The sequence below is a fragment of the Streptomyces abikoensis genome (genome assembly GCF_014648775.1).
Classification (GTDB): domain Bacteria; phylum Actinomycetota; class Actinomycetes; order Streptomycetales; family Streptomycetaceae; genus Streptomyces; species Streptomyces abikoensis.
On record NZ_BMRT01000018.1, the window covers coordinates 1 to 24,728 of the forward strand.

General features: G+C 71.3%; 15 protein-coding genes. 9 read left to right on the top strand and 6 right to left on the bottom strand.

The window, feature by feature from the left end; all coding sequences use genetic code 11:
- Positions 1 to 337: 337 nt before the first annotated feature.
- Positions 338 to 886, bottom strand: a complete 549-nt coding sequence (locus tag IE096_RS30750; RefSeq protein WP_189457331.1) for a MarR family winged helix-turn-helix transcriptional regulator — start codon at positions 884 to 886, stop codon at positions 338 to 340.
- 101 nt (positions 887 to 987) lie between these two features.
- Here IE096_RS30750 and IE096_RS30755 point away from each other — a divergent pair, with 101 nt between their 5' ends.
- Positions 988 to 2,331, top strand: coding sequence for an MFS transporter (locus IE096_RS30755; protein WP_229820751.1), 1,344 nt, complete (start codon positions 988 to 990; stop codon positions 2,329 to 2,331).
- Between the two features lie 74 nt (positions 2,332 to 2,405).
- Here IE096_RS30755 and IE096_RS30760 read toward each other — a convergent pair whose 3' ends face one another.
- Positions 2,406 to 4,187 (bottom strand): ATP-binding SpoIIE family protein phosphatase, encoded by a 1,782-nt coding sequence (locus tag IE096_RS30760; protein ID WP_189457333.1) that lies wholly within the window; start codon positions 4,185 to 4,187, stop codon positions 2,406 to 2,408.
- Positions 4,188 to 4,465: 278 nt separating this feature from the next.
- Entirely contained in the window at positions 4,466 to 5,791 is a 1,326-nt protein-coding gene (locus tag IE096_RS30765; RefSeq protein ID WP_189457383.1) for an NAD(P)/FAD-dependent oxidoreductase, read from the bottom strand.
- 592 nt (positions 5,792 to 6,383) lie between these two features.
- Here IE096_RS30765 and IE096_RS30770 point away from each other — a divergent pair.
- Positions 6,384 to 7,133: a TetR/AcrR family transcriptional regulator gene (locus IE096_RS30770; RefSeq protein ID WP_189457334.1), complete on the top strand. Its 750-nt coding sequence runs from the start codon at positions 6,384 to 6,386 to the stop codon at positions 7,131 to 7,133.
- A 576-nt stretch (positions 7,134 to 7,709) separates the two neighbouring features.
- Entirely contained in the window at positions 7,710 to 9,860 is a 2,151-nt protein-coding gene (locus IE096_RS30775) for a sigma-70 family RNA polymerase sigma factor (protein WP_444544786.1), read from the top strand.
- A 48-nt stretch (positions 9,861 to 9,908) separates the two neighbouring features.
- On the opposite strand, the gene IE096_RS30780 is transcribed toward IE096_RS30775, so the two are convergent.
- Positions 9,909 to 12,164: an asparagine synthase-related protein gene (locus IE096_RS30780; protein ID WP_189457339.1), complete on the bottom strand. Its 2,256-nt coding sequence runs from the start codon at positions 12,162 to 12,164 to the stop codon at positions 9,909 to 9,911.
- A gap of 701 nt (positions 12,165 to 12,865) precedes the next feature.
- On the opposite strand from IE096_RS30780, the gene IE096_RS30785 reads away from it, so the two are divergent.
- Both IE096_RS30785 and lhgD read left to right on the top strand, forming a co-directional pair.
- The gene (locus tag IE096_RS30785; RefSeq protein ID WP_189457341.1) at positions 12,866 to 14,326 is read left to right on the top strand and encodes an NsdA family TPR-like regulatory protein; all 1,461 of its coding nucleotides are present in this window, start codon (positions 12,866 to 12,868) and stop codon (positions 14,324 to 14,326) included.
- 59 nt (positions 14,327 to 14,385) lie between these two features.
- Positions 14,386 to 15,699, top strand: coding sequence for an L-2-hydroxyglutarate dehydrogenase (gene lhgD, locus IE096_RS30790; RefSeq protein ID WP_189457342.1), 1,314 nt, complete (start codon positions 14,386 to 14,388; stop codon positions 15,697 to 15,699).
- Between the two features lie 302 nt (positions 15,700 to 16,001).
- On the opposite strand, the gene IE096_RS30795 is transcribed toward lhgD, so the two are convergent.
- Positions 16,002 to 17,024, bottom strand: coding sequence for a glycoside hydrolase family 16 protein (locus IE096_RS30795; protein ID WP_189457344.1), 1,023 nt, complete (start codon positions 17,022 to 17,024; stop codon positions 16,002 to 16,004).
- Positions 17,025 to 17,227: 203 nt separating this feature from the next.
- Between IE096_RS30795 and trmB the strand changes: the two genes are divergently transcribed.
- The 3 genes from trmB to IE096_RS30810 all read left to right on the top strand — a co-directional run bounded on the left by trmB (position 17,228) and on the right by IE096_RS30810 (position 20,248).
- Complete coding sequence (gene trmB / locus IE096_RS30800; RefSeq protein ID WP_189457346.1) at positions 17,228 to 18,091, top strand: tRNA (guanosine(46)-N7)-methyltransferase TrmB; 864 nt, start codon at positions 17,228 to 17,230, stop codon at positions 18,089 to 18,091.
- A gap of 82 nt (positions 18,092 to 18,173) precedes the next feature.
- On the top strand, positions 18,174 to 19,583 hold the full coding sequence (locus tag IE096_RS30805; protein WP_189457348.1) for a PrsW family intramembrane metalloprotease: 1,410 nt from the start codon (positions 18,174 to 18,176) through the stop codon (positions 19,581 to 19,583).
- A gap of 233 nt (positions 19,584 to 19,816) precedes the next feature.
- Positions 19,817 to 20,248: a very short patch repair endonuclease gene (locus IE096_RS30810; protein WP_229820753.1), complete on the top strand. Its 432-nt coding sequence runs from the start codon at positions 19,817 to 19,819 to the stop codon at positions 20,246 to 20,248.
- 82 nt (positions 20,249 to 20,330) lie between these two features.
- Here IE096_RS30810 and IE096_RS30815 read toward each other — a convergent pair whose 3' ends face one another.
- Entirely contained in the window at positions 20,331 to 21,410 is a 1,080-nt protein-coding gene (locus IE096_RS30815; protein ID WP_189457351.1) for an MrcB family domain-containing protein, read from the bottom strand.
- Between the two features lie 159 nt (positions 21,411 to 21,569).
- On the opposite strand from IE096_RS30815, the gene IE096_RS30820 reads away from it, so the two are divergent.
- Positions 21,570 to 24,710, top strand: coding sequence for a DEAD/DEAH box helicase (locus IE096_RS30820; protein WP_189457353.1), 3,141 nt, complete (start codon positions 21,570 to 21,572; stop codon positions 24,708 to 24,710).
- Positions 24,711 to 24,728 lie beyond the last annotated feature (18 nt).

Below are 24,728 nucleotides of genomic sequence, written 5' to 3' on the forward strand. Positions count from 1 at the left end.
CCGTTTTCCGTTCCGTTCCCGGTTCGGATTCCTTTTCCGGCCCCCTGTTGGAGCGGGGTTTCTCGCTTTCGGCCTTTCGGCCTCCGGCGTGATCACTACTTTAGCGGATTTTCCCCGGGGCGCCTAATCGGCACCCGTTCCGAATTCCGGGCACGCCGAAATTCATCCCGTTCCAGGGTCAAGCCAAGTGGTGATCGCCGCCGATGCGGCAAGAGTGGCTGTCTTGGGACCGTACCGGCCCCGCGACAACTCGGAGAACACTACGGATCCGGTGGGGTCGTGTCAACCGGCTCCGGCCACCCTCGTTCGCGCCCTCGTTCACACCCTCCTTCGAGCCTCATTCGAGGTCGGTGAGCCGTCCTCCGGCGTCCGGCTGGGTGCGCTCCACCCGGCGCAGCAGTCGGGTCAGCATCTCGCCGAGCTGGGCGCGCTCGTCGGTGGAGAGGTCCTGGAGGAGTTCCTCCTCGAAGACCGTGGCCTTGCGCAGGCCCTCCAGCCACTTCGCCCGTCCGTCCTCCGTGATGCCGACGATCACGCGGACGCGGTTGTTCTCGTCCCTCTCCCTGGTGACCAGACCCTCCGCGACCATGCGGTCGATGCGGTGGGTCATGGCGGCCGGGGTGAGGCCGAGGCGCTTGGCGAGGTCGCCGGGGCCCAGGCGATAGGGGTCGCCGGCGAGGACGAGGGCCTTGAGGACCTCCCACTCGGCGTTGCCCATGCCGAGCTCCGCGGTCTGGCGCCCGTACGCGACGTTCATGCGGCGGTTGAGGCGGCTGAGAGCGGAGACGACGCGTTCCACCTGCGGATCCAGGCCCTGGTACTCGCGCTGGTAGACGGCGATCTGCTCTTCGAGGCTCGGCTCGGCGGGCCCGGGGGTGTCTGCCATGAGCGGCAGTATCGCAGAAAACGTTGGCGCTAAAGCCCTTCGGCATGTACTCTTTAGCTTCGAAGTTTAGGGTTGAAGTCTTCAAGCTTGAGGGGTGAGGAGTGACCACCGCGATGGGCGCGGCACTGCGCCGGATCCAGTTGGGCAACGCGTTGAGCGCGTTCGGCAACGGCTTCACGGTTCCGTATCTCTACGTCTATGTGGCGAAGGTGCGGGGCCTGGGAGCGGGGACAGCGGGTCTGACGCTGTTCACGCTGGCCGTGGCCGCGCTCGTCGTGCTGCCTTTCACCGGTCGGGCGATCGACCGGCGGGGTCCGTTGCCCGTGGCCATCGTGGGTACGGTCTCGGCGGCGATCGGTTCGCTGGGCCTGGGCCTGTCGAGCGTGACGCCGCTGGTCATCGCCTCCGCCGCCGCGCTCGGTGCGGGCATCGCGGTGATCCAGCCGTCGCTCGCGACCATGATCGTGTGGTGCTCGACGCCCCTGACGCGTTCGCGCTCCTTCGCCACCCAGTTCTTCCTCAACAACCTGGGCCTGGGTGTCGGTGGACTCATCGGCGGTCTGATGGTCGACGAGAACGCCGCGTCGAGCTTCATCCGGCTGTTCGGCATCGAGTCGCTGATGTTCCTGGTCCTGGGCGCGACGGTGGCGACCGTGAAGCTGCCGGAGTCCCCCCGGGTCGAGGACGCCGTGCCGACGGACAGCCGGCCCGAGGGCGCGTGGCGCACCCTGCTGCGTGACCGTTCCATGGTGTGGCTGTGCGTGCTGGGCTTCGTGATGTTCTTCGCCTGCTACGGACAGTTCGAGTCGGGGCTGGCGGCGTACGCCACGGAGGTCACCCACGTCTCCCCCGCCACGCTGGGCCTGGCGCTGTTCGCCAATACGGCGGCGATCGTCGTGACGCAGTTCGTCGTGCTGAAGCTGGTGGAGGGCCGCCGGCGCAGCCGGGTCATGGCGCTGGTCGGGCTGATCTGGACCGTGGCGTGGGTGGCCGCGGCGCTGTCCGGTCTGGTGCACGGTGCGCAGGCGGTGGCCACGGGGCTGCTGATCTCCACGTACGTGCTGTTCGGTGTCGGTGAGTCGATGCTGTCGCCGACCGTGGCGCCGCTGGTGGCGGACCTGGCTCCGGCGTCGCTGATCGGTCAGTACAACTCGGCCTTCGCCCTGGTGAAGCAGCTGGCGATGGCTTCAGGGCCGCTGCTGGGCGCGCTGCTGGTGGGTCTGGGGCTGTCCGGTGTCTATGTGACGCTGCTGATCATGTGCTCGCTCGGCATCACGGCGCTGGCCCTGCGGCTGGGGCGCCGGCTCACCGCGGCGCAGGACAATCCGCTCGTCGCTCGCGCGCAGCGGGCCCGGGCGGCGGGCCCTGCCGGGACCGGCACCGGCACCGGGAGCGGGACCGAGACCGAGACCGAGACCAGCGAGCGGGTGCCCGTCGCGGCCTGACGTTCATGCCCGACGTCCATGCATAAAGGGGTGGGTCTGACCGGAAGGGAAAGCTTCCGGTCAGACCCACCCCTTTACATATGCGCACCCGTACCCGGCAGCGCGAACTCGCACCAGACGGCCTTGCCACCGCCCGGGGTGCGGCGCGATCCCCAGGACGAGGCGATGGTGGCGATGATCGAGATGCCGCGGCCGGCCTCGTCCGCGGGCTCGGCGCGGCGGCGGCGCGGCAGGTGGTCGTCCCCGTCGGTGACCTCGATGATCAGGCGGCGGTCGGTGCGGCGCAGCCGGAGCCGCATGGGCGGTTCGCCGTGCTGGAGGGAGTTGGCCACGAGCTCGCTGGCGGCCAGGACGCCCAGGTCGCGCAGCTCGGTGGGGAAGCGCCAGCTGGCGAGGACCCCCGAGGCGAAGGCGCGGGCCCGGGGCGCGGCCTCGATGCCGCCGAGGAGCTCGAGCGCGGCGTTGTGGAAGAGCTCGGCGTCGTGGCCGGTGCGGAAGGGGTGCTGGAGGACGAGCATGGCGACGTCGTCGTCGTGTTCCTGGGTGACGCCGAGGGCACGGATGAGGCGGTCGCACATGACCTGGGGTGAGCCGGTCGCACCCGCGAACGCCCGCTCGAGTGCGGCGACGCCCTCGTCGATGTCCTCGTGGCGGCGCTCGACGAGGCCGTCCGTATAGAGGACGGCGCTGGAACCGGGGCCGAGGGGCATGCTGCCGGACGTGTGGAGCCAGCCGCCGGTGCCGAGCGGGGGGCCGGTGGGCTCGGCGGCCCGGTGGACGATGCCGTCGGGGTCGCGGACGAGGATCGGCAGATGGCCGGCCGAGGCGTAGACGAGGCGGCCCTCGTTGGGGTCGTGGACGGCGTAGACGCAGGTGGCGATCTGGGTGGCGTCGATCTCGGCGGCGAGGCCGTCGAGGAGCTGGAGGACCTCGTGGGGCGGGAGGTCGAGGCGGGCGTAGGCCCGTACCGCGGTGCGGAGCTGGCCCATGACGGCGGCGGCGCGGACACCCCGGCCCATGACGTCGCCGATGACGAGGGCGGTGCGGCCGGCGCCGAGGGTGATGACGTCGTACCAGTCGCCGCCGACGGCGGTGTCGCTGCCGCCGGGCTGGTAGGTGGCGGCGACGCGGAGGTCGTCGGGCTGCTCCAGCTCCTGCGGGAGGAGGCTGCGCTGGAGGGTGACGGCCGCCTCGCGCTGGCGGCGTTCGCTGGCGCGCAGTCGTTCGGCGGCTTCCACCTGGTCGGTGACGTCGGCGGCGAAGACGAGGACGCCGCGCCGGCCGTCGCCGTGGCCGGCTGTTCCCTCACCCGTCGATCCTTCACCCGTCAGTCCCTCACCGGTCGCGCCGTGGCCGCCGACACCGGGGTCGCCGATGTCGATGGGGGTGCAGGTGAAGGTGTAGTAGCCGTGGCGGCCGGCGGCGGGGGCGCGGCGGGACTTGACCGTGCGGGGTTTGCGGCTGCGCAGTACCTGATCCATCAGGGGAAGCAGGCCGAGTTCCACGAGTTCGGGGAGGGCCTCGCGGGCGGGTGCTCCGGGGGTGCGGGGGCCGAAGAGAGTGGCGTAGGCGTCGTTGACGTAGGCGATGCGGTGCTCGGGGCCGTAGACGACGGCGACGAGGGCCGGGACGGTGCCGAGGATGTCGTGGACGGAGAGCGCGTCGAGGCGGGGGACGGGCTCGGTGTCAGGCGCCGGCGCGGATCCGGCCCGGGCGGCGGGCACGGTGCCGGGGCCGGCGGGACCACCGCCGTCGGGAGGCGGGGGCTGCGGGGGCGTGGCGGGCGTGCGGTCGGCGCGCGCCGCTGCTCGACGCTGCGTTCCGGGGAGCCGGGCGCTCCAGCGGGTGAAGTTCACTGAGGATTACCTCGCGGAGTCGTTCCGGGTCAGCTCGGCGACGTGGGGTGCCTTGCGGGGTGGCGGTGCCGCGCGCCCGGCTCGGCGGCGCGGTCTGCGGTGCGGGGGCCGGCCCCCGGGGGAGTGCAGCAAACGTCCGGATCCTCATGATTGTTACTCTTCGCGGCTACCAGCCCACCCATGGTCACACGTCCAGTGTGGCCGACGGGTCCGACATTCGTCAGACGCCGCGTCCCAAAAGGGGGTTCCGGCTGAAGGACCGTGCCCGTCACCGGGCGTCAGCTGGCCTCCGGGTGGCGTCCCGTGCCCGCCGCGAGCTCGAATTCGGCCCGGGGGTTCTCCAGTGAGCCGAGCGAGACGATCTCGCGTTTGAAGAGTCCGGCGAGGGCCCAGTCGGCGAGGACGCGTGCCTTGCGGTTGAGGGTGGGGACCCTGCTGAGGTGGTAGGCGCGGTGCATGAACCAGGCGGGGTAGCCCTTGAGCTTCCTGCCGTAGACGTGGGCGACGCCCTTGTGGAAGCCGAGGGAGGCGACGGAGCCGACGTATTTGTGGCGGTAGTCCTGGAGGTCGTGGCCGCGGAGGGAGGCGATGACGTTCCGGGCGAGGACCTTGGACTGGCGCACGGCGTGCTGGGCGTTGGGGGCGCAGGTGGCGTCGGCCTGTCCGGCAGTGAGGTCGGGGACGGCCGCGGCGTCCCCGGCGGCCCACGCGTGCGGGACGCCGTCCACGCGGAGGGCGGCGGTGCAGACGAGCCTGCCGCGCTCGTCGAGGGGCAGGTCGGTGGCGGCGAGGACGGGGTGGGGTTTGACGCCGGTGGTCCACACGAGCGTGCGGGTGGGGAAGCGCGAGCCGTCGCTGAGCACGGCGACGCGGTTCTCGCACGACTGGAGGCGGGTGTCGAGGCGTACGTCGATGTTGCGGCCGCGCAGTTCCCGGATGGCGTACTGGCCCATCTCCGTGCCGACTTCGGGGAGGATGCGGTGGCTCGCCTCGACCAGGATGAACTTCAGGTCTTCGGGCTGGATGTTGTGGTAGTAGCGGGTGGCGTAGCGGGCCATGTCCTCCAGCTCGGCGAGCGCCTCCACGCCCGCGTAGCCGCCGCCGACGAAGACGAAGGTGAGGGCGGCGTAGCGGACTTCGGGGTCGCGGGTGGAGGAGGCGATGTCGAGCTGTTCGAGGACGTGGTTGCGCAGACCGGTGGCCTCCTCGACCGTCTTGAAGCCGATGCCGTAATCGGCGAGGCCGGGGACGGGGAGGGTGCGGGAGATGGAGCCGGGGGCGAGGACCAGCTCGTCGTAGTGGAGGTCGACGGCGCCGGTGCCTTCTTCCTCGCTGGCGAGGGTCTTGACGGTGGCGGTGCGGTTCTTGTGGTCGATGGCGGTGACCTCGCCGGTGAGGACCTGGCATTTGGCGAGGACCTGACGCAGCGGCACGACGACGTGGCGGGGCTGGATGGAGCCGGCGGCGGCCTCGGGCAGGAACGGCTGGTAGGTCATGTACGGCTCGGGGTCGATGACCAGGACGTCGGCCTCGCCGCGCTTGAGCTTCCGCTGGAGGTGCAGGGCGGCGTACATCCCGACGTAGCCGCCGCCGACGACGAGGATGCGCGTGCGGGTGGGGGCGGGGACGCCGGGGGTTGGGGCCTCGCGGTTGGCCGTCTCGCGGCGTGAGGCTTCACGGGCGGGAGCGTCGCCGACGGGTGCCTCGGAGGTGGGTGCCTCGGTGGCTGGATCGGTTCCGGTCGGTGCGGGTTCCGTTCCCTCCCGCTCCTGCCGTCCCTCGTGCCTCTCACGCGCCGGTCCGCTCTCCAAGGCCCTCTTCCTCCTCGTGCTGCCGCGTCGTCCTGGCATCGTCCTCGCGTTGTGGCACAGCTCCTTCCCATGACGCATCGCCCTCAATGGTTTGTCCACAGCCACTTTGAAATGTATGACCGGTCCCGGAGCTGATCCGTCCGTGCGAGGAGACCCGTCAAGTAGGAAAAATTCGCAGGTCAGGGGGGATGCGACGGGGCGGAGCGGTGGTGCAGAATCAAAGGGGATCAGGCCCGTACTCCAATCGGGGACGGCCTGTGCGGAACTACCCCCTTCTTTCTTGACCTGGGCTCAACTATGTTCGTACTCCGTCGGGGTGTCGAGACACGCCCCGGCAGTCAGGGCGGGGAGTCTCCGGGGGGAGACGTCATAACCGGGGGAACGTATGACCATTCAGAGCTCTCATTGGTCTGCCGCTGTCGCGACGACGACCGACGGCACGAGTGGCCGTAATACGCCGTTGCGCGTGGACGCTCAGCGCAATCTGGAACATGTTCTGCGGGCGGCTCGCGAGGTCTTCGGCGAGCTGGGGTACGGGGCGCCGATGGAGGACGTGGCGCGCCGGGCCCGGGTGGGAGTGGGGACGGTCTACCGCCGGTTCCCCAGCAAGGACGTGCTGGTCCGGCGGATAGCCGAGGAGGAGACGGCACGGCTCACCGAGCAGGCGCGCACCGCGCTGGGGCAGGAGGACGAGCCGTGGTCGGCGCTGTCCCGGTTCCTGCGCACGTCGGTGGCGTCGGGCGCGGGGCGGCTGCTGCCTCCGCAGGTGCTGCGGGTCGGCGTCGACGTGGAGGCCGAGGAGCTCCGGGAGCGGGTTCCGGCGCGGGTGCCGCAGCAGCGGCAGCCCGTGGGCGCCGGGGGCCAGCTGCACGAGCTGCGGCTCGTCGAGCAGCGGCCGGCGGCGGTCCAGGAGCGGGACGACGCCGGTGCGGCGGCCCTGCTGGACGTCGTGGGCCGGCTGGTGGAGCGGGCGCGCTCGGCGGGTGAGCTCCGCGCCGATGTGACCGTCGCGGATGTGCTGCTGGTGATAGCGACGGCCGCGCCGTCCCTGCCGGACGCGGCACAGCAGGCGGCGGCCTCGTCGCGGCTGCTGGACATCCTGCTGGAGGGCCTGCGGTCCCGTCCCGCGCGGTAGCCCGTCGGCGGAAGCCGTGAGGTGACGGTTGTCGGCGGCGGCGACGCAGGTCGCGGGCGCCGACAACCGCCCTCTTCTTCACTCTCTTCTTCACCGGATTTCTGTCGGTTCCCAGTCGGGTCCCAGTCGGTTCCTATCGGTTCTCGTGACCATCGGTATTCCGGCCCGGCCAGGGCCCGGACGGGTGGTTGCCGCTGGTGAAGTGATCCTGCCGCGTTCCCGTATGCCAGGCTGCTCGGAGTTCGAGTGTGCCGGCGTGTACGGGGAGCCTGCGCTATGAGTGTTGACGGGCGGGAAGAGCCTCGCGGAAGCGACGGGGCCGGCGATCCTTCGCCGCCGCACAAGGTGCCCGGTCAGGGCGGGCCGTCCGCGGCCTCCCCCGATCCGGGCCCCGACTCCCTCTCCGGTGCCCTGGACCTGTGGTTCGGGCCCGTCGGATCGGGAGTGCCGGCGCCGAGGGACAGCGGCCGGGCGGACGCCGATCCAGGGATGCCAGACCGGGACGCTTCGGGCATTCCCGCCCATACCGATGCCGTCGGTTGTACCGGGGACGGTGCGCCGGTCGATGATGCGGGGGTGCGGGAAGACCAGGAAGCCACGGATGTGCCACCGTCCGACCTCGAGCTGGTCGCACAGCTGCGCGGTGGGGAGGGCACCGGAGCGTACGAGGAGCTGTACCGACGCCATGCCGGCGCGGTGCGCCGGTACGCCCTCAGCTGCTGCCGTGACGACCACACCGCCGAGGACCTGACCAATGAGGTCTTCGCCGCCACGCTCCAGGCGGTACGGGGCGGCGCCGGGCCGGACACGGCGGTGCGGGCGTATCTGCTGACCACGGTGCGGCGGGTCGCGGCGGCCTGGGGACGGACGACCAGGCGGGAGCATCTCGTCGAGGACTTCGCGGTCTTCGCGACCTCGTCGGCGGCCGCGTCGGTCGCCTCCGAGGACGACACTCTTGGGCTCGGCGCGGATGTGCGGGCCATGCAGGAGGCCGAGGAGTCCCTGGCCGTGCGGGCGTTCCGCAGCCTGCCCGAGCGGTGGCAGACGGTGCTCTGGCACACCACCGTGGAGGAGGAGTCGCCGAGCGAGGTGGCCCCGCTCCTCGGGCTGACCGCCAACGCCACGGCCGTGCTGGCGCACCGGGCACGCGAGGGTCTGCGGCAGGCGTACCTCCAGGCGCATGTGAGTACGTCGCTGACGACCGGTGGCGAATGCGCGCGCTACGCGGACCGGCTCGGCGCGTACGCGCGCGGAAGTCTGCGGGCCCGGGCCGAGCGGGGGATGCGAAGGCATCTGGACGGGTGTGCGCGCTGTCGTATGGCGGCGCGGGAGGTCGCGGACGTCAACTCGCGGCTGCGCGGGCTGCTGCCGGTCGCGGTCATCGGTTGGTTCGCCGCCGACTGGTCGCTCAAGGCGGCGTCCGGCCTCGCCGCGGGAGCGGCGGGCGCGGCGGGAGCCGCGGCCGTGAGCGCGGGTGCGGGTGCCGGCGCGGGTGTGGGCGCGGGGACGGGCGCCGGTGCGGGTGCTGGTGCGGGTGCTGGTTCCGGCGCCGGGTCGGGGGGAAGCGGGGGCGGAGGCGCGGGTGCCGCGGGGAGCGGGTCCGGGTCGGGCGGGGCGGCCGGGTCCGGTACGGCGGGCTCCGGCGCGTCGGGATCGGGGACGGCCGGATCGGGGGCCTCGGGTTCGGGGACGGCCGGGGCCGGTGCGGCGGGGTCGGGCGCGTCCGGGTCCGGGGTCGCGGCGCAGGGGCTCGGTCTGGCGGCGAAGGTCGCGCTCGTCGCGGGGACCGTGGCCACTGTCGGGGCGGTCATCGCGTACACCCTGGCGGCCGGGACGTCCGCGCCGCCGGAGAAGCCGCTGGCCAAGGACACCGTCGCACCCGCTTTGCCGACGCCGCGTGCGCCGAAGGCCACGCCCCGGCTCACCGCCTCGGCGGGCCCGACGGCCCCGCCCGCGCTGATGGCGAAGCCAGTGGCGGGTTCTTCGAGCGCGCACGCGAGCACGGGGACGTCGGCCTGGGCCTCGCCCTCGGCGCCCGGCCCGTCGGCGTCGCGCACTCCGGTGGCCTCCCCCTCGTCGTCGGCCTCGGCCTCCGCCGTGGCCGGGTCGGGGTCCGAGTCCCGGCCCACCGCTCACGCCCCCACGCCCCACCCCTCCTCCCCCACGTCGGACACGTCGGACACGTCGAACACCTCTGACACCGCGAAACCCACGCCCAAGCCGAGGCCCACGCACAAGCCCGACCCCACGCCCGACCCCGAGCCGAAGCCCACGCACAAGCCGCGGCCCCCGGCGGTGTTCCCGCTCAACCGGCTGGAGTACAGCGGGTTCGGCGACGGTTCGCAGCCCGAGGTGCGGTTCGGCGCGAGCAGTTGGCTGTGGCAGCGGTACGGCGGCGTCCGCATCGGCGGCACGGCGTACCGCCACGGGGTGACCGTCCATGCCGCGTCGTCGGTGACGATCGACCTCAACCGGTCCTGTACGTCCTACGACGCCATGGCGGGTCTGGACGACATGTCGTTCGGCCTGGGCACGGTCGCGTTCTCCGTCTACGCGGACGGCGCCCGGCTGTGGAGTTCGGGCCCGGTGCGCGCCGGGCAGGCGGCGGTGCCGGTCCATGTGCCGCTGACGGGGCGCAAGACGCTGCGCCTGGTCGTACAGCCGGTGTCCGCGTGGGACCGGGTGGCGGTGCCGGACTGGGCGCTGGCCCGGATCAGCTGCGGCTAGGTCGGTCAGGCCCTCCGGACGGGACCGGCCTCTCCGGTCGTCCCGTCCTCACAAGCTGGGCCGGGGCGGCACGCCGCCCGCCACGGCGCGGCGGCTCGGGGCCGCCGGGCCCGTCCAGCAGGTGCCGCGCCGGGCGAGGAGGCGGCGTAACCAGACCTCCGCCGAGACGAGTTCGGCGAGCCCGTCCAGGGCGAGCGGCGCGCCGTTCGCCGCCGCGTGCAGGGCGCCCCGTACGACGCCGGCGTCGACGAGGCCCGCGTCGGCGAGGAGCGGGGTGGCGAAGAGGTCCTGGAGCGGGCCCAGGGAAGCCCCGATTCCGGCGCGTCCGGCCGCCGCGTGCGCGGCGTGGGAGGGGGCGCCCCAGCCGGGCGGCAGTTCGCGGATGCCCGCGCCGGCCAGGACGGAGCGCAGCACGGAGGCGCGCGCCCCCGGCTGCACCCGGAGCGCCTCGGGGAGCGCGCGGCAGGCCCGTACGACCTGGTTGTCGAGGAAGGGGGCGTGGAGGCGCTGGCCGCGCACCTCGGCCGCCTGCTCCAGGACGCGGTGGTCCGCGGCGTGCCGGCTGAGCGCGGCGGCGGCGCGGCGTTCGCCGGGGCGCTGCGCCAGCCCGTTGGCGCGGACCGCCGCGCTCTGGAGACGAACCGATACTTCCGCGAGCGCCTCGCCGGTCAGCCACCGGGCGGCGGGCCCGGGCCGGCACCAGGTGAGGGCGGCCAGTGAGGCGTCCACGGGGCCGCCCGTCGCGGGGGCGCCCGGGATGGGGCCGTACGCCCCCGGGGTCAGAAACTGCGCCGCCGCTGCCTCAAGTCCCTCGCGGTAGGGCGTGCGGGCGAGCCGCCGCGCCGCCCGGTAGACGGTGAAGGGGACGAACAGCGAGTGCGCCGAGGGGCCGTCGGCGCGGGCCAGCGCCGAGACGGGCTTCAGGAGGTGGCGTCTTCTGCGGTCCATCAACAGGTCGGCCAGCCGGGCCGGGTGGGCGTCGAGGACCTGCCGGGCGCCGTGCCCGACGAGGTGGTCGGCGCCGCCCGCGGCCAGTCTCCTGCGGTGCCGGGCGGCGGAGGCGATGGCGGGGCCGGGTTCGTCGGTCAGCGGGCCGTCGTACAGCTCTGCGTACGGCAGCGCTTCCGTTCCGGCGGCGACGATGACGTGGCGGAGCCGGGGGTTGGCGGCGATCGCGCGGGCTCGTTCGAGTTCGGATTCGCGGGTGCGGCCGCCGTCCGAGGCGAGGTCGTTGAAGGTGACGGCGAGCAGCCGCTCGCCCGTTCCGTTGCCGAAGCCGAGGGGGGTGCCGGGCAGGCCCGGCAGCCCGGCCGCCAGCAGGGCGAGGGTGCCGGAGGCGCTGCCTCCGGAGAGGTCGGCGCCGACGCCGGGGGCCGGTCCTCGACGGTAGGCGGTGCGCCGGTGGGCGGGGCCCGCGCCGGGCGCGGCCCCCATGCCGGGGGCGCGCCCGTGACCGTACGCGCCGCCGCCCGGCACATGTCCGTCGCCCGGCATGTGTGAGCCGTCCGGCAGGTGCCCGTCACCCGGCACGTGTGCGCCGCCGCCCGGTACGTGCCCGTCGCCGTACTCCACGGCGTGGCGCGGGGCGGCGAGCCGGGTCCGTACCGCTTCGACGATCGCCTCGCGGACGCCCTCGACGGCCTGGCGGGCGTCGAGTTGGGGCGCGGCGACGGCGAGTGAGGAGGTGGGTTCGTACCCGGTGACGTCCCGCGCGCCGTCGCGCAGCACCAGCGCGTGGCCGGGCGGGACGCGCCGGACGCCGGTGTAGGGCGTGCCGTCGGCGAGGGCTTCCGGGGAGTCGGGGCAGGCGAGGAGCGCGGCGAGGTAGCCGATGTCGAGTTCGGCCTCGACGAGGTCGGCGAGCGGGAGGGCCGCGGTGGCGTAGGCGGTGCCGCCGGACCAGGCGGCGTGGAAGACGGGCCGGGCGCCGGCGAGGTCCCCGGCGACGGTGAGGCGGCGGCCGACGCGGGCGACGGCGGTGTAGCTGCCCGGCCAGGCGGTCAGGTGGCGGAGCGCGCCGCCGCGCGCGGCGAGGAGGCCGGAGCGCAGGGCGTCGTCGCTCGCGCCGCAGCGGCCGAGGACGGCGAGCCGGGTGTCGGCGTCGGCGTGGACGACGCGGACCTCGTCGGGTCGCCAGTCGCCGACGGCCCACAGGGGGGCCGGTTCGCCCCACAGGAGGCGGGCGCCCACGGGCTCGACCGGGGGGCCGGGCGACTCGGGCCGGTCGGACCGGTCGGGTGCGTCGGGCCGGGCGTCCGTGCCGCTTCCGGCGGCGCCGCGGCTCCACCCCACCAACCAGCGCATCGCCGCCTCCACAGGCTGTGGACAACCAACAGGTCGCACACCGAGTAGCAGTCATCGAGTAGCAGTCATCATGCACAGCGGGCGACGGTTGCGACATCCGTGGGGCGCCCGTTGGGCGACGCGTTCCGTGCGACGCCGGCTGCCAACTCACCTGACAACGGACGGAAATGGCGTTTCGTCACGGTTCGCCCGGCGGCCCGGCCAACGGTTTCACCGGGGCCCCGGCGGCGAACCCTCTGTCTTCGGCCGCGTGGCGCACCCGGATCCGGCCAAATTCGGGGCGCGCCGGTTCGCGGTCCGCTCAGTGGGGACCGGAAAGGGGACGGACACGGCGCGAACGCGACGGGAAAGGGACCGGCCGCGTGCGCGCGTACGGTCCGGGAGGCGCGAGCCACCTCCCGGACCGTGCCGCCGCCCGCGGGGAATGAGGCGACGGCCTCCCCCAGCCCACTGGTTCCAGCGCAGCGGGCCAACCCACGCCCCTCCATGGAACCGCCACCCCCGTGGGCGCGGACAGAGCGCACGGCGGGCGCACGGCCACACACAACCGGAGCACGTGCCCCTCGATGCACGCACATACGGGCCAGAATCTCGCCATCCGGGACATCACCTCTTAACGGTCGGGATGCGGCGAACTACGCTGGGTTTACGAATGCCCCGAGCCTATGCCGGGGCGGGCGCCGTTCGTCGAGGGGTGCGCAATGTCCAGGGAGCCACGCGGGCCGAATGAGAAGCTGGGCACTGTCCTCGCCCTCGCCGGCATCAGCAACGCCGGTCTCGCGCGCAGGGTCAACGACCTCGGCGCGCAACGGGGTTTGACACTTCGCTACGACAAGACGTCCGTCGCCCGGTGGGTCTCCAAGGGCATGGTCCCGCAGGGCGCGGCGCCGCATCTGATCGCGGCCGCCATAGCGGCCAAGCTCGGCCGGCCGGTGCCGCTGCACGAGATCGGGCTCGCGGACGCCGATCCGGCGCCGGAGGTGGGGCTCTCCTTTCCGCGCGATGTCGGCCAGGCGGTGCGGTCGGCGACGGAGCTCTACCGGCTGGATGTCGCCGGTCGGCGCGGGGGCGGGGGGATATGGCAGAGCCTGGCCGGATCCTTCTCCGTCAGCGCGTATTCGACGCCGGCCTCGCGCTGGCTCATAACTCCCGCCGACAGTTCGGTGGCGCGCGAGCCGCAGCAGGCGGCCCGGGAGGCGGCCACGGCGGCGGCCTCGGGAGGCGGCGCGGACTGCGGTTTACCGCAGCGTGTCGGCCACAGCGATGTGACGAAGCTGCGGGAGGCCGCCGACGACGCCCGCCGCTGGGACTCCAAGTACGGTGGCGGCGACTGGCGTTCGTCGATGGTCCCCGAGTGCCTGCGCGTCGACGCGGCACCGCTGCTGCTGGGTTCGTACAGCGACGAGGTGGGGCGCGCGCTCTTCGGCGCGACGGCCGAACTGACCAGGCTGGCGGGCTGGATGGCCTTCGACACGGGCCAGCAGGAGGCCGCCCAGCGCTACTACATCCAGGCGCTGCGGCTGGCCCGGGCGGCGGCGGACGTCCCGCTCGGCGGGTACGTCCTGGCGTCGATGAGCCTCCAGGCCACGTACCGGGGCTTCGCGGACGAGGGCGTGGACCTCGCCCAGGCCGCCCTGGAGCGCAACCGCGGCCTGGCCACCGCCCGCGCGATGAGCTTCTTCCGTCTCGTCGAGGCGCGCGCGCAGGCGAAGGCGGGGGACGGTCCCGCGTGCGGTACGGCGCTGAAGGCCGCCGAAGGCTGGCTGGAGCGGGCGCGTCCGGGCGACCCGGACCCCTCCTGGCTGGACTTCTACACCCAGGAGCGGTTCGCCGCCGACGCCGCCGAGTGCTACCGCGACCTGCGGGTGCCACGGCAGGTACAGCGCTTCACGGAGCAGGCGCTGGCCCGGCCGACGGAGGAGTTCGTACGCTCGCACGGCCTGCGCCTGGTGGTCTCGGCGGTCGCCGAGCTGGAGTCGGGCAATCTGGACGCGGCGTGCGCGGCGGGTGCGCGGGCGCTGGAGGTCGCGGGCCGGATCTCCTCGGCCCGTACGACGGAGTACGTACGCGATCTGCTCCACCGCCTGGAGCCGTACGGGAACGAGCCCAGGGTGGTGGAGCTGAGGGAGCGGGCGAGGCCGTTGCTCGTGGCGCACGGGTGAGGTGAGCTCCGGAGGCCGTCCCCGGCTGCCGCCGCTCGGGTGAATGCGCACGTGGGGCCATGTGGCAACCCATTGTCAGTAGCACCCGTCATCATGGTGACGTGGGTGGCGAAGCACTAAAGGTGCGCGGTGACGGCGGTTACGACAGTGACGTGCTGATCGTCGGGGGCGGGATCGTGGGGCTCTCGACGGCGTACGCGATCACACGCGCCGCCCCCGGCACCCGCGTCGTCGTGCTGGAGAAGGAGAACGCCCCCGCCCTCCACCAGACCGGGCGGAACAGCGGTGTGATCCACAGCGGGATCTACTACCGCCCCGGTTCGTACAAGGCCCGCTTCGCCGTGCGAGGGGCGGCGGAGATGGTGCGGTTCTGCGCCGAGCAGGGCCTGCCCCACGAGGTGACGGGCAAGCTGATCGTGGCGACGGACCGCTCCGAGCTGCCCCGGCTGCACGCCCTGGTCCAGCGCGGCCGGGAGAACGGCATTCCCGTGCGCGAGCTGGGCCCCGCGCAGATAGCGGAGTACGAGCCGGCGGTGCGCGGCATCGCCGCGATCCACGTCGGCACGACCGGAGTGTGCGACTTCGGCGCGGTGGCCCGCCGCCTGGCCCGGCTCGCGGAGGAGGCCGGTGCCTCCGTGCGCTACGGGGCGGAGGTACGGGTCGTCGGGCGGCGCGGCTCGGCCGTCGCGGTGCGCACGGCGCGCGGCGAGGTGCTGCGCGCCCGGGCGCTGGTCAACTGCGCCGGGCTGTACAGCGACCGGGTGGCCCGGCTGGCGGGCGACGACCCGGGTATGCGGATCGTCCCGTTCCGGGGGGAGTACTTCGAGCTGCGCCCGGAGCGCAAGGACCTGGTGCGCGGCCTGGTCTATCCGGTCCCGGACCCGGCGTTCCCCTTCCTGGGCGTCCATCTCACCCGGGGCATCGACGGCCGGGTCCACCTGGGGCCGAACGCGGTGCCCGCGACGGCCCGCGAGGGCTACAGCCGGTGGACGGTACGACCGGGCGAGCTCGCCGGGACGGTGGGCTACCCGGGCACCTGGCGGATAGCCCGGCGCCACTGGCGGTACGGCGCGGGCGAGATACGGCGCTCCCTGTCCCGGCACGCCTTCGCGGAGGCGGTACGGCGACTGCTGCCGGGCATCACCGTCGAGGACCTCATACCGGCGGCCCCCGGCGTACGGGCGCAGGCGGTGCTGCGGGACGGGACGCTCGTGGACGACTTCCTCTTCGCGGAGTCGCCCCGCATGGTGCACGTCCTGAACGCGCCCTCCCCGGCGGCGACGGCATCCCTGCCGATCGGCCGGGAGGTGGCGCGACGGGTGCTGGCACATCTGGGCGGGGCGGCGACTGAATCCAGCCTGTCCGGCGCCTGAGGACCAAGAGCCGGGGGGCCGAGGGCGGAGCCCAATCCAGCCCGTCCGGCGTTTGAGGACCGGGGGTCCGGGGGAGCCAAATCCAGCCCGTCCGGCGTTTGAGGACACGGGGGTCCGGGGGCGGAGCCCTCGGGAAACGGTGAAAGGGCGGGGCTGGGGCACCCTTCCCCCGTCGCGACGGCGATCGGCCACGGCGGCCGGCATCCGGCGGTGCCGAACCGACGGCACCGGCACCCGGCACCCCGCACCCCGCACCCCGCACCCCGCACCCCGCACCCCGCACCCCGCAAAGCGACCAGCGCTCAGCGCCCGGCGCGCCCGTAAACCCGCACGTAGTCGACCAGCATCCGCGCCGGGAAGGGCGTCGACCGATCGGGCGGCCCGGGCCAGTCGCCACCCACGGCGAGGTTGAGCAGCAGGTAGTGCGGGTGGTCGAAGACCCACTTCTGCCCGTGCTTGAGCTGCCCGGCGCAGGCGGTCCCGTACGGCTTGCCGTCGAGGTACCAGGTGAGCTTCCCGGGCGCCCAGTCGACGCGGTACGTGTGGAAGCCGTCGGCGAGGCTGCGCCCCCGGGCCAGGGTGGTGTGGTTCTCGATGCCCTGGGCCACGTACCCGGGCCCGTGGATGGTGCCGTGGACGGTGTTGGGCTGGCGGCCGAGGGCTTCCATGACGTCGATCTCGCCGTTGCCGGGCCAGGTGACCTTGTCGACGTTGGCGCCGAGCATCCAGAAGGCGGGCCAGAGCCCCTGCCCCTTGGGGATCTTGATGCGGGCCTCGAAGCGGCCGTAGGCGCGGGCGAACTTGCCCTTCGTCGTCAGCCGCGCCGAGGTGATGTCGCAGGGCCCGAAGCCGCACTTCTTCCCGCGCACCTCGTGCACCCGCTCGTGGCGGGCGGTGACGGCGAGGTTGCCGTGGCCGTCGAGGGAGACGTTGCCGGGCCGGTCCGTGTAGTACTGCCACTCGTGGTTGCCCCACTGGGGCTCGCCGCCCCGGTCGAAGGACCATTTGGCCTGGTCGGGGCGGTGGCGGGCGGGGCCGCGGAACTCGTCGGACCAGACGAGGCGCCACTCGGGCCCGCGCGAGCCGTCGCCCTTGGGACTGCCGGCCTTGTGATCGGCGGCCTTGCGATCGGCGGCCTTGCGATCGGCGGCCGCAGGGCGGGCGTGGGCGGGGCGGGCGTGGGCAGCGGCGACGACGTGGCGGAGGCCGGCGATGCGGTCACGGGCCGCGTCACGGGCTACGTCACAGCCGCCGATCAGCACCGCGGCGGCGGCCAGCATCGCCACCGCTCCGGGAAACCGGCGGGTGAGGGGGCGCAGTCGCATGAGTGGTCTCCGTCTCACGCATTCGTGGCGGGCCGGGCGAGGAAGATCGTATGAGTGGGGCGAGCCGCCGCCGGGCCACCACGCGCGCCAGGAGCCACGGCCCACCGGATCGGCGGAAGGAAGCCCGTCCGCTTGACGATCAACGGCCCCCAGGACCTTGATCCGAACGCCTTCGCCGGCACCGCCCGTAGACTTGAGGAACTGTGCCCGAGAACCACGCTCCCACCACCGAAGCCACCGCCCCCGAGGCCCTTGGGGCCTCCGAGCCCCTTGAGGCCCGCGCGGCGGTACCGGCCCCTGCCGCACCCGCCTCCGCACCCGCCCGCACCCGCCGGGAGCCGATGTTCCCCGACGGCCCGGCGCCGGACCCCGCGGGCTCGCACCACGAGCGCCGCATCCGGTCCTTCCAGCCGCGCCGCAGCCGGGTCACGACCGGGCAGGGCGAGGCGCTGCGCCGGCTGTGGCCGAAGTGGGGCCTCGACATCGACGGCCTGAGCAAGCTGGACCTCGGCGAGCTGTTCGGCGACCCGGAGCTGCCGGTCGTCCTGGAGATCGGCTTCGGCATGGGCGAGGCCACGGCCAAGATGGCGGCGGCCGACCCCGGCACCGGCATCCTCGCCTGCGACGTCCACACCCCGGGCCAGGGCAATCTGCTGAACCTGGCCGAGCAGAACGGCCTGGAGAACGTCCGGGTGGCCAACGGCGACGCGATCATCCTGCTCCGCGAGATGCTCGTCCCGGACGCCCTCGCCGGCCTCCGCGTCTACTTCCCGGACCCGTGGCCGAAGAAGCGTCACCACAAGCGCCGGCTGATCCAGCCGGAGTTCCTGGCGCTCGCCGCGACGCGCATCGCGCCGGGCGGCCTGCTGCACTGCGCGACGGACTGGGAGCCGTACGCGGAGCAGATGCTGGAGGTCCTCAACTCCAGCCCGGACTTCGAGAACACCCAGCCCGACGGCGGCTACGCCCCGCGCCCGGAGTTCCGTCCGCTGACCCGCTTCGAGGGCCAGGGCCTGGACAAGGGCCACGTGGTCCACGACCTGCTGTTCCGCCGCCGCGCGGCGTAACGCGCGGCACGTTCCGAGGGGCGGGTTCCAAGGGGCGGGAAAACCGTCACTGCGCTCTCCGCCCCTTGGTTAGGGTCAGGACGTGCATGAGCCACCACCTCACCCTCAGCAGCAGCCGTACGCGCTACCCGTCCCCCCGGCCGCCGGGCACTACGCGCCCCGCCGGGCGCTGTGGGACACCCTCTGGGACAACAAGGCCGTGCGGATCGGAGCGGTGTTCCTGCTGCTCGCGCTCTGCGGCCTGATCATCCTGGCGCTGGTGCGCGAGCAGACGGGCACCGAGGGCTTCCTGGTGGGGCTGGGCCTGGCGGTGCTGCCGGTGCCGCTGCTCATAGCCGCGTTCCGCTGGATGGACCGCGTCGAGCCGAAGCCGTGGAAGAGCCTGATATTCGCCTTCGCCTGGGGCGCGTGCGCGGCGACGCTGGTGGCCATCCTGGCGAACGGCTACGCCACCAAGTGGCTGCTGACGACGGTCGCGGGCGCGCAGCGCGAGGACGCGGCGGGCTGGGGCGCGACGTTCGTGGCGCCGGTGGTGGAGGAAAGCGCCAAGGCAGCGGCGATCCTTCTCCTCTACCTCTTCAGGAGGCGGGACTTCAACGGCATAGTCGACGGCGTCGTGGTCGCCGGGATCACCGCCACGGGCTTCGCCTTCACCGAGAACATCCTCTACCTCGGCAACGCCTTCGCCAACGACCAGAGCTTCGGCTACGAGGGCCTGCGCTCGACGACCGCCGCCACGTTCTTCGTCCGGGTGCTGATGTCGCCGTTCGCGCACCCGCTCTTCACGTCGATGACGGGCCTGGGCTTCGGCCTGGCGGCCACGCTGGCACCGCGCCGCCGCCTCCTCCGCTGGCTGATCCCCATAGGGGCCCTCCTCACCGCCATGCTCCTGCACGGCCTGTGGAACGGCTCGGCGACCCTGCCGGGCGCGGGCTTCCTGGCCGTCTACGCCCTGTTCATGGTGCCGGTCTTCGCCCTGCTGACGTGGCTCACCATCTGGTCCCGCCAGAACGAGCTCCGCACGATCCAGACCCACCTCCCCGCCTACCAGTCCGCCGGCTGGCTCACCCCACCCGAACCCCACGCCCTCTCCTCGATGCGCGCGCGAGGCATAGCCCGAGACCTGGCCCGCCGCCACGGCGGCCCGACAGCGGCCCGCATCGTCGCGGAGTACATCTCCTACGCCACATCCCTCGCCTTCCTCCGCCACCGAGCCCTCCGAGGCACCCCGGACCCCGCCTTCGCCGCGAGGGAAGCGGAACTGCTCCACCACTTGTGGCAACGCCGAGAGGTAGCCCAGCCGGCGTTGGCGGGGGCGGTGGCGGGCGTGACGCCCGCGCAGCCATTCACGCCTGGGACGCCCTACGGCCCCCCGGCACCGGGCTGGGCCCCACCGGTACCGGGCATCCCGGCCCAGGGCTGGGGCGCGCCTACGCCCCCGGGGCCAACCCCGAGCCCGGCGTGGGGGCAGGCACCGGGGCAGCACCGCTGAGGAGGCGCGACGGGCGGGCAGGTGGCCCGCCCCCGCGCATGCCAGCGCAAACCTCCCCACTGAAGCCCAGCCCATAAGGATCAGCGCTGACACCAGCACCCATCGGGCAGCGCTCGTCTCGTGGGTCAAGTCAGTCAGGTGCGGATGCATTGGGCTCTGCCCGCCAGCGCAAGATCTTTCCCTTGCACCCGCTGAGATCCATGAACCGCCGGCAGAATGACAACGTGCCCGTCATGCCCTCCTCACCCGGCGTCTCCGCCCGCATGAGCCGTCAGGCCAGCCGGGATACCACTCCTGAACTGGCCGTGCGGCGGCTGCTCCACGGTGCGGGGCACCGCTACCGTCTGCACCGCCCGGTCCCGGGCCTTCCTCGGCGGACGATCGACATCGCCTTTCCCGGGCCCAGGATCGCCGTCTTCCTCGATGGATGCTTCTGGCACGGCTGTCCACAACACGCCACCAGTCCAAAGGCCAACGCCGAATGGTGGCGTCAGAAGCTCGACCGCAACATGGCCCGTGATCAGGAGACGACAGACCGACTGGTCGAGGCCGGGTGGACCGTCCTCCGCTTCTGGGAGCACGAGAACCCTGCCGACGTCGCCACCGACATCGCGGCGGCCGTCGTCGACTTGAAGTTCGGCCAGGCGGCCCGCCCTCTCGCATGACAGCGCAAACCTCGCCGCTGAGGCCCAGGCCATGAGGGTCAGCGCTGTCGCGAAGCATCCATACCTCGCAGGATCGTTTCTCTCAGTCGACCAGCCCCCACGCAGCAGCCAGCGGCGAGCCTGTCCAGCCTTCCGGAGTCCTCCAGACCGAGGCGATCTTCAGCGCTTCCAAATAGGACATGTATCCCTTGATGTCCTCGCTGAACAGCGCAAGGAGGTGCGGCTTCGGCGCCTGTTCGTACCAGAAGTGGCTGTACTCAAAGAGCTGACCCACAGCCTCGCGCACGGCCGTGGTCGGGTTATGCCGCTTGATGGCCTTGGCCTCTACCAGCCACTCAACCCCGTCCCGGCGGAGGATCAGGTCCTTGGGGTGCTGCTTCTTCGTGATCGGCACAAACCCACGCCCTTCGACGTAGTGCCCGAACTGCTCGATCAGCGCCTCATGGCTACGCGACTTCACGATCGTCTTCTCAGCGATGTGGGTGATGTAGTCGCTGCTGCCCTTGGGCTCGAAGCCCTCAAGCCCCTTGTATTCGACGTGCTTCGTCGGCACGTAACCCACCGCAAGCCCCTCAGACTCCTGCTTAGGCAAGAGCTTGACGTCAGTTGCGGCCCGCAGGATCTCTACGGCGTGCCATAGGTCTTCACGCAAGACATGCTCGCTCGGCAGGGAGCCGATCTCATAGCGTCGTGCGACGACGCTGCCTGCCTCATAGGCCCGCGGTCGATCCGCCTTACTGTTGAACACCGGGCTACTTGCCCAATCAGTTACGAGTTCAGGCGGGAGCCCACCAAACAGCGCCTTCCCTCGGGTGCCGAGGTAGTCACGAAGCTTCTTCCCCTCGCCGTACTTGCCTGTGAGTCGCGTTACGCCCTGCTGAAGCGTGAGCGTCACAGACTTGAGATCAGCAGCGAAGATGTAGGCCAGGTAGAGGCCTTCCTTAGGGTCATCGGTGATGTCTGGATCAAACACACCAATCCATGGCGTGAGCGCGGCGCTGCCCTTCCCCCCGTACCCCTGCGCCTTACAGCTACCCGGGACGGCTTGCTCAATCAGCGAAGGCACCTGGCGCAGAAGGTCCTGGGCATAGACCCCTCCCCCAGTCCCAAGTTGCTGGTCGTAGGTTCCGGCTATCTCTTCGAGCAGATCACAGATATCCATGACCGGACACTAACCAGGGGCGATCAATTCCTGTCACCCATGGGCAACTTTCAGACATGCCTAGACATGGATGCCCATGCCGCGAGTTGCCGCCCCGGCCCGCTGTCACACCCCGCTGGTAGAACATCCCCATCAGTTGGGGAGACGAGGGGGCCATCAATGAGCGAGCGCTTCAGCAGCCAAGCAACGCCGGTGCCAGGCTTGTACGAGGAGCTGATCACCTCGCGCCTCGAAGGGCATCTACAGGAGCTCGAAGCAACCGGCTGGCAGTCCACAGCCCAGCCGGTTGGTGAGCACTCCTCTCCCCACGTCTTGGCCCGCCACATCGCCCAGACCGTCCACCGCATCCTTGCTTCGCTGCCCGCGTCCGAGCAGGTCTTGGCTGCCAACCACATCCTCGAGTCCATGAGCAGCCTCGATGGAGCCAAGCAGTGGATTGAGATTGTTGCGGACGGGCCACGCCAGCTGCTTGCCATCGCTGAGCAGGAAGCACCCGGCGCCTACAGCATCCGTCCCGCCACGCCCCTGTCAGACACGGCGCTGCTCACCAACTCGCCCGAAGACCCCAACCTCGGCTACGAGCTACGAGCCGAGCTCGCCACTGCAGACCGCATCGACCTGCTCTGCGCGTTCGTGAAGTGGCATGGTCTGCGCGTACTCGAAGATTCCCTCAAGGGAGCGGCTGCCCGTGGCGTGCCCATCCGCGTCATCACCACCACTTACATCGGGGCCACCGAGCGAAAAGCGCTAGACCGGCTGGTCAAGGACTTCAATGCAGAGGTCAAGGTCAACTACGAGCTGCGGTCCACTCGTTTGCATGCGAAGGCCTGGCTCATCCGCCGCCACAGCGGCTACGACACCGCCTACGTGGGCAGTTCCAATCTCTCGCGGGCGGCTCTCCTCGACGGCCTGGAATGGAACGTTCGTCTGTCGTCTGTAGCAACTCCTGCGGTTCTCAAGAAGTTCGAGGCCACCTTCGATGCGTACTGGAGCGACGCAGCGTTCGAGTCGTACGACCCCGAGAAGGACGGCGACCGGCTTGACGAAGCGCTCCTGCAAGCGGGCGGTAAGGGGGGAAGCGGCAGGCCTACCATCAGCCTCTCGGGGCTTGAGGTGCGTCCGTACCCCCACCAGAAGGACATGCTGGAACGACTCCAGGTTGAACGCGATGTCCACGGCCGTCACCGCAACCTCCTCGTCGCAGCGACGGGTACCGGCAAGACCGTGATGGCAGCCCTCGACTACCGAGCGCTGCGGGCGAAGCTCCAAAACCGCGACCTCAAGCTTCTCTTCGTCGCCCACCGCAAAGAGATCCTTAAGCAGTCCATCCTCACGTACCAGCACGTGCTGAACGACGCGAACTTCGGTGAACTGCTGGTGGGCGGCGAGGTCCCGGAGGGCTGGACGCATGTCTTCGCTAGCGTCCAGTCCCTGAACGCCCGCTCGCTCGAGCGCTTTGCCCCTGACCACTTCGACGTGATCGTCATTGATGAGTTCCACCACGGCGTCTCACCGACCTACCGGCGCATCATTGATCACTTCAAGCCGGCCGAGCTCCTTGGCCTGACTGCCACGCCTGAGCGCATGGACGGGCAGAACGTCCAAGATAAGTTCTTCGACGGTCGTATCGCTGCCGAGATGCGTCTGTGGGAAGCCCTGGAGAACGACCTCCTCAGCCCCTTCCACTACTTCGGCATCGCTGACAGCGTGGACCTGGAGGGCCTGACGTGGAAGCGTGGCGCCTACGACACCGGTGAGCTGGACAAACTGTTCACTGGGAACCACGCCCGAGCCCGCCTGGTCGTCAAGGCCGTGCAGGACAAGGTGACCGATCCGGGCACAATGCGGGCTCTGGGCTTCTGCGTATCCGTCGCGCACGCCCGCTTCATGGCTGAGTTCTTTCAACAGGTCGGGCTGAACGCCATGGCTCTCGACGCCTCTACTCCCGCGACAGAGCGCGCACAAGCCCTAACTGATTTGCGTGAGGGAAAGATCCAGGTCCTCTTCTCTGTCGACCTGTTCAACGAGGGGCTGGACATCCCAGACGTGGACACCCTTCTTCTGCTCCGGCCGACCTCGAGCGCCACCGTCTTCCTTCAGCAACTCGGTCGCGGTCTTCGGCGCACCCCTGAAAAGGCTGTGCTCACTGTCCTGGACTTCATCGGGCAGCATCGCAAGGAGTTCCGCTTCGAGGAACAGTTCCGAGCGCTCACTAACCTCACCCGCAAGCGCCTGGTCGACAACATGGAGCAGGACTTTCCGCTGCTCCCGTCCGGGTGCCAGATTGTGCTCGACAGGAAGTCCAAGAAGCGGATTCTTGAAAACATCAAGAATCAGATCGGGGTCAATGTCACACAGCTGACTCGCGAAGTCACTGCCTACGCAGAACCGAGGCTCTCTGACTATCTCCGTGAGAGCCAGCGGGAGCTTAAGGAGCTCTACCGCGCCAGTAACTCCTGGACACGCCTGCTACGCCGGGCCCATCTTCTTCCCGAGGTTGGACCGGCTGGCGAAGAGGCCCTGCTCAAGCGCGTCTCTGCCTTCCTCCACGTCGATGACCCTGCCCGCGTGGCCGCCTACTGCCGCATGCTGGAGGACGACGCTCCTGCCTATGAAACCCTCGACCAGGTGGGCCAGGCATACGCGCGGATGCTCTTCTTCTCCCTGTGGCCGCTTGGCGGAGGCTTCGCCTCATACGACGAGGGCTTCCATGCACTGGCTGAGCAGGTCGACTTCCGCAGCGAACTCCGACAGGTGCTGAGTTACAACCTGGCACACACAGAGCACCTTCCTGTGCAGCTGGTGGGAGCGCATGCCAGCATCCCACTCACGGTCCACGCCTCCTACAGCAGGGAGGAAATCCTGCCTGCGCTCGGTCAAGCGAGCGTGGGCGGGTTCCTTCCCGGACACTTCCGTGAGGGCGTGAAGTGGTGTGAGAGCGCAAAGATTGACGCGCTCCTCATCACCCTCGAAAAGGACGAGAAGGACTTCTCCCCGGAGACCCGGTACAAGGACTACGCACGGAGTCCTGAGCTCTTCCACTGGGAATCTCAGAACCAGACCTCCAGTACCTCACCCACTGGCATGCGCTACCAGAGTCACAAGGAGAACGGATCGGACGTCTTCTTGTTCGTGCGCCGGTACAAGAAGAACGACATAGGTGGAGCTCAGCCGTGGATGCTCCTGGGGCCGGCCGAGTACGTCTCACACGAGGGCAGTAACCCCATGGGCATCATCTGGAAGCTCAAGCACGAGATGCCAGCTGATGTGTGGACGTACTCCGCCATTGCCGCCAGCTGAGCTACGAGGCGACACTCG

Bases quoted from the DNA above. Each gene is read 5' to 3' on its own strand.
- IE096_RS30750 (WP_189457331.1), bottom strand. From the start codon at position 886: ATGGCAGACACCCCCGGGCCCGCCGAGCCGAGCCTCGAAGAGCAGATC.
- IE096_RS30770 (WP_189457334.1), top strand. From the start codon at position 6,384: ATGACCATTCAGAGCTCTCATTGGTCTGCCGCTGTCGCGACGACGACC.
- IE096_RS30780 (WP_189457339.1), bottom strand. From the start codon at position 12,164: ATGCGCTGGTTGGTGGGGTGGAGCCGCGGCGCCGCCGGAAGCGGCACG.
- IE096_RS30785 (WP_189457341.1), top strand. From the start codon at position 12,866: ATGTCCAGGGAGCCACGCGGGCCGAATGAGAAGCTGGGCACTGTCCTC.
- lhgD (WP_189457342.1), top strand. From the start codon at position 14,386: ATGTGGCAACCCATTGTCAGTAGCACCCGTCATCATGGTGACGTGGGT.
- IE096_RS30795 (WP_189457344.1), bottom strand. From the start codon at position 17,024: ATGCGACTGCGCCCCCTCACCCGCCGGTTTCCCGGAGCGGTGGCGATG.
- IE096_RS30810 (WP_229820753.1), top strand. From the start codon at position 19,817: ATGCCCTCCTCACCCGGCGTCTCCGCCCGCATGAGCCGTCAGGCCAGC.
- IE096_RS30815 (WP_189457351.1), bottom strand. From the start codon at position 21,410: ATGGATATCTGTGATCTGCTCGAAGAGATAGCCGGAACCTACGACCAG.
- IE096_RS30820 (WP_189457353.1), top strand. From the start codon at position 21,570: ATGAGCGAGCGCTTCAGCAGCCAAGCAACGCCGGTGCCAGGCTTGTAC.